Annotated in this window: 1 protein-coding gene; it reads left to right on the plus strand. The window is 62.8% G+C overall.

The annotated features are described in order from the left end of the window. On the plus strand, positions 1-368 hold a 368-nt coding region (locus tag XcuCFBP2542_RS19130), incomplete at both ends, for an EF-Tu C-terminal domain-related protein (RefSeq protein ID WP_338117684.1).

Consider the following 368-nt stretch of genomic DNA (forward strand, 5'->3'; position numbering starts at 1 on the left):
GGCGTGGAAATGTTCCGCAAGTTGCTGGACCAGGGCCAGGCAGGCGACAACGCCGGTCTGCTGCTGCGCGGCACCAAGCGTGACGACGTCGAGCGTGGTCAGGTGCTGTGCAAGCCGGGTTCGATCAAGCCGCACACCGAGTTCGAAGCCGAAGTCTACGTGCTGTCCAAGGACGAGGGTGGCCGTCATACCCCGTTCTTCAAGGGCTACCGTCCGCAGTTCTACTTCCGCACCACCGATATCACTGGCGCCTGCCAGCTGCCGGAAGGCGTGGAAATGGTGATGCCGGGCGACAACGTGAAGATGGTCGTGACCCTGATCAACCCGGTCGCGATGGACGAAGGTCTGCGTTTCGCCATCCGCGAAGG

Origin of the sequence: Xanthomonas cucurbitae, from assembly GCF_002939885.1 — a bacterium.
Lineage (GTDB): Bacteria > Pseudomonadota > Gammaproteobacteria > Xanthomonadales > Xanthomonadaceae > Xanthomonas > Xanthomonas cucurbitae.